This window comes from Daejeonella sp. (assembly GCF_046590655.1).
In the GTDB taxonomy this organism is placed as follows: Bacteria; Bacteroidota; Bacteroidia; order Sphingobacteriales; family Sphingobacteriaceae; genus Daejeonella.
In genome coordinates, this window is sequence record NZ_JBKJUM010000031.1 from 23,496 (window position 1) to 30,127 (window position 6,632).

Here is a 6,632-nt window from a genome sequence, read left to right on the forward strand (position 1 = left end):
ATAGTAATATATTAAATTATAAAATGCCATATAGTTAATGTAACATCCTTATAATAAGGGAAATAAAATTTAATTTTCATATGCACTTTGCTGAAGCAAGTCGGATCAGGCTCGACGACAAACTATTGATTGGCAATGATGCATATCATGATATAATATTTCTAAATAGCGTCTGAAGTCATAACAAAATTTTGAGTACCCAATGACTCAACCAATAAGCGGATTTAACATAAAATTAACATATTGATAACCAATTGTTTACCTAATAAATCCAAATGAAGCAACAAAATATTTCATTGTAACGAAAATGTTGCTGTATCTTAACATCACAATTCAACTTTTTTTAATTAATCAATGATTTTTATGAAAAAACTATTACCATATTTTCTATTGCTTTTTATTGCTTTTCAGGCAATGGCGCAAGAAAGAACTGTTACAGGAACAGTTATCAGCCGTGAAGATGGCCTGTCGCTTCCGGGTGTCAGTATCAAGGTTAAGGGTGCGACTACAGGTACGTCAACGGGGGGCGATGGCAGATTCACCTTACGGGTACCTGCCGGATCTTCCGCACTACAATTTTCTTTCATAGGATTTAAATCTATGGAGGTTAGCATTCCCTCATCTAATACAATAAATGTATCGATGGAAAATGACGCCACCCAGTTGTCTGAGATAGTTATTACGGCCTTAGGTGAAAGCCGTGAGAAAAAATCGTTAGGCTATTCTGTGTCTGAAGTTAAAAGGGGAAGCACTAACTGTAGCAAAATCTATGGATATAAGTTCCTCTTTGGCAGGTAAAGTGGCAGGTATCCAATTACAAGGATCACCCAGTTCTACATTTGACAATGCTAACATTATCATAAGGGGAATAAGTGGTTTAGATGTCGCAAATCCTTTATATATAGTAGATGGTACTCCAACCTTACAGGAAAATGTGATGATGGATAATGTAGAAACCATTTCTGTATTGAAAGGCCCGGCCGCAACTGCTCTTTATGGAAATCGCGCGGGAGCAGGAGTAATCGTAATCACTTCTAAAAAGGGTGCACGCACAGGCCCGCCGAGAATCGACGTGAACCTGAGTTCTGCTTTTGAAGATGTTTCATTAATGCCGTCTTACCAGAATTCATATGCAGGAGGTTATTCTTCAAATTCAACATCCCCGGGTTCTACTTATGATGCTGAAGGTTTTTATCTCTTCAAATACAAAACAAGTACACATCCTACCAGTTGGTCGACATTCAATAATCAACGTATCATTGATTATGGAGCTGATGAAAGCTGGGGTCCAAAAATAGGTGGCCAGCAATACAGGCCTTATTATTCATGGTATCCTGGTGCTGACTTTGGCAAGTTAGAACCTTTGACTTCTCAACCCGATAACATCAAGAACTTTTTTGAGACTGGTAAAAACTTCAATAATAGCATTGCCGTTTCTGGCGGATCTCCGGACATCGCATATCGGTTATCATATAATAACCTGAGCAGATCTTTAGTTATACCAGGTGCTAATCGTAATCAGCATCAAGTTGGTTTCAATGGATCGTATGATATCAATAGTAAATTAATGGTAACTACTGATATAGGTTATACTACTCGTAATACTAAGGGCCAGCCGACAGAAGGTTATAATTTAGAAGGATTGAATGTTGCCATGAACTTCAACCAATGGTTCCAGCGTCAACTGGATATGAACAAATTGAGAAATTATACCAATCCGGACGGTTCATTAAATTCATGGAATATTGGCGACCCTAATTCGACCGGCGATCCAAGTATTTATCTACAGCCTCAGTATTGGGATAGTCCATTTTTTATTGCTGAACAAAACTATGGCACGGATATTCGCAATCGTTTTGTTGGTAACATGGGATTCAAGTATAAGATCAATGATATCTTTAATGTAACTTCTTTTGTACGGATGAACCTTAACGATGGAAAAGGTAATTTCAAAGTTGCAAATGGTGGATTACAGGTGCCGAGTTACGAAACTATGCAACTCTCTAATAACGAAATGAACTATGAAGCGACATTGAACTTCAGAAAGGGCTTTAATAATTTTAGTTTAGATGGTTTTATAGGTGGAAATATTCGTACAAACAAGGAAGATCAATTAAGAAATAAAACAACAGGCGGTCTAACGTTTCCTAATTTCTTTGATATTTCTGCATCAGTTACCAGGCCTATTACGGAAAGTAGATTTAGGGCTAAAGAAGTTAGAAGTGTTTTCGGGAAGGCTTCCTTTGGGTACAAGGCGTTCTTATATTTAGATGCAACTTTAAGGAATGATTGGTCATCTGCTTTACCTGCTGCAAATAATTCATACTTATACCCTTCAGTTTCTACGAGTATAGTTTTCAGTGAGCTTCTTAAAGGAGGTATTAGAGACATTTTATCTTTCGGTAAATTAAGAGCAGCTTTCGCACAGGTTGGTTCCGATTTGGATCCGTACCAGGTGGATATTGCTATTAATAATGGTAATATTTATGGATCAAATCCATCGGCAGAAATCGGAAACCAATTCCGTACCGGTGCTGTGCTTCCAGCACTAACTAAATCAATTGAGGTAGGTGCTGAAATGAGATTCCTCAAGGACAGAGTTGGGTTTGATCTGACATATTATGTAGATAATAATACCAATCAAATCCTTGGCCTCGATGTAGCTCCGGCTTCAGGTTTTACTACTGCTCAAATTAATGCTGGTAATATTCAGCGTAAAGGCTGGGAGTTAGCTATAAACGGTACTCCGATAAAAAATAAAAACTTTACCTGGACATCCTCTTTTAGTTTCGCTAAGACGGAGTCACTTGTAAAGGAACTTGCTGAAGGCTTAAACACGTATTTATATGGTACCCAACGAAACGATTTTCGTATAGAGAATCAGGTTGGACAGCCATGGGGCCAGGCGGTAGGTAGACTACCTAAAAAAGATGCTCAAGGTAAAACAGTTTATACCAGTGCAGCTGGAACTTTGGACTATACGATCAATAATAACCTGGGTTCGGTTATGCCAGATTTCACAGGTGGTTCGTTTAATAGCATGAGCTATAAAGGCGTTGACTTGACCTTCGGCTTAGATTTCCAAAAAGGTGGTCAGTTTTACTCTTTAAGTAAAATGTATGGCGATGGTACAGGATTAACTGCCGCTACCGTTAAGAATAACGATAAAGGAAACCCTGAACGTATGTTTCCATCATTGGGTGGAGGTGTGCACATAACCGGTGTTACGCCATCGGGTGCTCCTGTTGATACGTATATCGCTGCCAGAAGAAATTACTATACGAATGGCCAGCGTGATACCCGTAATTATTTAATAGATGCATCATACTTAAAATTACGTGAAGTACGATTGGGATATACCATTCCACGCTCACTACTAGGAAACCTTAAGGTAAAAAGTGTAAATATAGGAGCCATGGTTAATAATGCGTGGTTGATTTCTGCTCCTGCAAAGGAATTCGGATTTGATCCCTCAGAACTTGAAGTATTCTGGAGAGAAGGCGGACAGCTAAGCTCAACAAGAACATTCGGACTGAATTTGAGAGCTGGACTATAATTAAAGAGAAAGAAAACATGAAAAAAATATTAAGTTTAGTAATTGGCTCCGCAATGCTGTTTTCAGCATGCGATCCAAGCGACTTCGGGGATATCAATGTGAATCCCACGGCAGTAAGCAGTGTGCCAAATTCGGCATTACTTACAAATTCTCTCCAGCAATTACCCGGTACAGCCTTTCCGGGTACTGCTGGCAACAGGCATTCTGCTGATATGTATGTTCAGTATATTTCTGAAGGTCCGTATCCAGGTTCTTCATTGTATACGAATCAAAATTTCGAGTGGGCACCGCATTATACAGGTCCCCTATTTAATTTGCAGACCATTATTGCAAATGCAAATTCAGGGAGCCCTTTAGCCGAAGCGGGTGTAAATGGTTCAAAAGATAACCAGACAGCAGTTGCACGTATTTTAAAGGCATATTTTTTCTGGTGGTTAACAGATCGTTTTGGGGATATTCCTTATTCTGAAGCATTAAAAGGCAATGGGCAATTCAGTCCTAAATATGATGCTCAGAAAGATATATACTATGATTTATTTAAAGAATTGAAAGAAGCCGCTGCTCAGATTAAAACAGGAGAAGCTGGTGTTAAAGGTGATCAATTTCTTGATGGTAATATGGCTCAATGGAAAAAATTCGCCAATACAACTCGTCTTTTCATGTCATTACGTTTAATGAAAAATGACAATGCTAAAGGTAGAGCAGAAATGGCTGATGCAATATCAAGCGGCGTAATCAGTAGCAACACTGAAAATATCGCTTACAAGTTCCTTGCAAGCGATCCCAATAATTTTAATCCATGGTATGATAATTATACAACCAGTCTGCGTAATGATTATGCGATTAGTACAGTTATGACTAACTATATGTCTCCTATAAATGATCCGCGTTTGTCTGTATACGGTGAGGTTTTAAGTGGTAAAGTGGTGGGTTTGGAATATGGTTTAAATACCGCAAAGAATATCCCGGGTGCTTATAGCCGTATCGGTGAAAAGTTCCGCGGTGCCGGTTCACCAGCTTCGATTTACTCTTATGCGCAGGTATTATTCACTTTTGCAGAGGCAGCCAAACAAGGTTGGATAGGCGGTGGAGATGGACTGGCTTCTACTCATTATGATAACGCGATTAAAGCTTCTTTTGAGAATTATGGGGTTTATAACGCGCCAAACTACACGACTTACATGGGACAGTCTGGTGTTACATATAATACCACAACAGGCCTGCAACAAATTATGACTCAGAAATGGGTTCATTTATACCTGAATGGTTTTGAGTCCTGGACTGACTGGAGAAGAACAGGCTTTCCAATGATAAACCCTGCAATTAATGGTAACATTCCATCAATTCCGCGTAGAATGGGGTATCCAACCAATGAAAAATCGATCAATGGAAAAAGTTATACTGAAGCTGTTGCCCGCCAGGGTGCAGACAATTTGACCACAAGGGTTTGGTGGGATAAATAGAATTGCTAATTTAAAAATCGAAAGGGCCGCCTTGAACATTGTTCATTGCGGCCTTTTTCAATACACATGTAAATGCCTCTTTTGAAGTTGCTTACCAATTACAAGTTCGGAAATCACTCCCCCAGAATCTAACGTAAGCCTCCGAATTGTAGTGATGCACTTACCTATTCCTAATGCCCCTTTCCCTGCTCTTGGATTTTAGGGAATATTATTGAAATAATTAGTTGGCTCTTTGATGTCCAAAAGTGCTGAAAATCAAACAAATAAGAAAATTAATCTCAAAATTAATACACTGATTATCAAATTGTTATAAAAGTATTCGTAAATTTGTTTACAAAATATTTTGCCGTAACATTATTGTTGTTGAGATTTACATATATATAGTAAGTAACCAATTACTCATAATTAACCCATTTATTTAATAAATCAAGTATGAAAAAACTTTTACAAAGTTTGTTTCTGATGCTATTTATTGCCTTTCAGGCCATAGCTCAGGAACGTACAGTAACCGGGACAGTTACCGACAAAACTGACGGCTTACCATTACCGGGTGTAAGCATCAGAGCAACAGGATCAACCTCAGGAACCACGACAGGCGCAAACGGCCAATTTTCACTACAGGTTCCTTCAGGATCAACATCGTTAACTTTTACTTATATAGGATATGTGACGCAAACGGTTGTTATCACTTCTAACACAGTAAATGTTACTCTTGCTGCAGATCAAACCATGCTGAGCGAGGTTGTTGTTACAGCTGGGGGTATAAAAAGAAACAAGGATGATTTAGGTTATTCAATTTCTACTGTTTCAAGTGAGGAGCTAGTAGTGGGAAGAGCATCTAACCCTGTTAATTCTTTAGCAGGTAAAGTTGCCGGTGTCAGAGTATCATCAGCAAATGGTCAAGTAGGTTCTTCATCCGGTATATTTATCAGGGGTTTTACCACATTTACGGGTTCCAATCAGCCTTTATTTGTAGTTGACGGCGTACCTATTGATAACGGTGGGGGTACCAACGCTTTACAAACGGGGGTATCAAACTCTAACAGGGCTATAGATCTAAATCAGGAAGACATCGAAAGCATGTCTATTTTGAAAGGTCCGGCTGCTGCAGCATTATACGGCTCGAGAGCTGCAAACGGTGCTATCCTAATTACAACTAAAAAGGGCAAAACGGGTACAAAGAACAGTGTTGAATTTAATTCTTCGCTAAATTTAGTTGAAGTAAATAGATACCCGGAATACCAAAATATGTACGCGCAAGGGACATTAGGAAATTTCAATCCTGGTTCTATTACATCCTGGGGTCCGGAAATTAAAGGACAAACTGTAACTAATTTTAGGGGTGAATCTGAAACGTTAACTTCCTACCCAGATAACGTTACTGACATCTTCAAGCAAGGCTCAAATATTCAGAACAATTTAAGTTTTCAAGGCGGTACCGATAAATCGAGTTATAGATTATCTTACGGTAATTTGCAAGAAAGAGGATTTTTAGAAAACAACGCGTTAAAGAGGAATAACTTTACGGTAAATGCTACTTCTCAGGTAGCTCCGAAATTTACAGTAGGAGTTTCTGCTCAGTATGTTTTATCTAATTCTGAAAGATCACAAAT

Annotated in this window: 4 protein-coding genes; all 4 read left to right on the forward strand. The window is 38.7% G+C overall.

The window, feature by feature from the left end; genetic code table 11:
- Positions 1-363: 363 nt before the first annotated feature.
- Positions 364-798 (forward strand): carboxypeptidase-like regulatory domain-containing protein, encoded by a 435-nt coding sequence (locus ACLL8Z_RS03165; RefSeq protein ID WP_411273304.1) that lies wholly within the window; start codon positions 364-366, stop codon positions 796-798.
- Positions 770-3,556, forward strand: a complete 2,787-nt coding sequence (locus ACLL8Z_RS03170) for a SusC/RagA family TonB-linked outer membrane protein (protein WP_411273305.1) — start codon at positions 770-772, stop codon at positions 3,554-3,556. Before ACLL8Z_RS03165 ends, ACLL8Z_RS03170 begins: the two co-directional genes overlap by 29 nt.
- A 17-nt stretch (positions 3,557-3,573) precedes the next feature.
- A complete protein-coding gene (locus ACLL8Z_RS03175) occupies positions 3,574-5,019 on the forward strand; it encodes a SusD/RagB family nutrient-binding outer membrane lipoprotein (protein WP_411273306.1) in 1,446 nt (481 codons plus the stop codon).
- Between the two features lie 432 nt (positions 5,020-5,451).
- Positions 5,452-6,632: TonB-dependent receptor plug domain-containing protein (locus tag ACLL8Z_RS03180; protein WP_411273307.1), on the forward strand; the 1,181-nt coding region annotated here is incomplete at its 3' end.

Coding starts and splice junctions, on each gene's coding strand:
- ACLL8Z_RS03165 (WP_411273304.1), top strand. CDS start 364: ATGAAAAAACTATTACCATATTTTCTATTGCTTTTTATTGCTTTTCAG.
- ACLL8Z_RS03170 (WP_411273305.1), top strand. CDS start 770: ATGGATATAAGTTCCTCTTTGGCAGGTAAAGTGGCAGGTATCCAATTA.
- ACLL8Z_RS03175 (WP_411273306.1), top strand. CDS start 3,574: ATGAAAAAAATATTAAGTTTAGTAATTGGCTCCGCAATGCTGTTTTCA.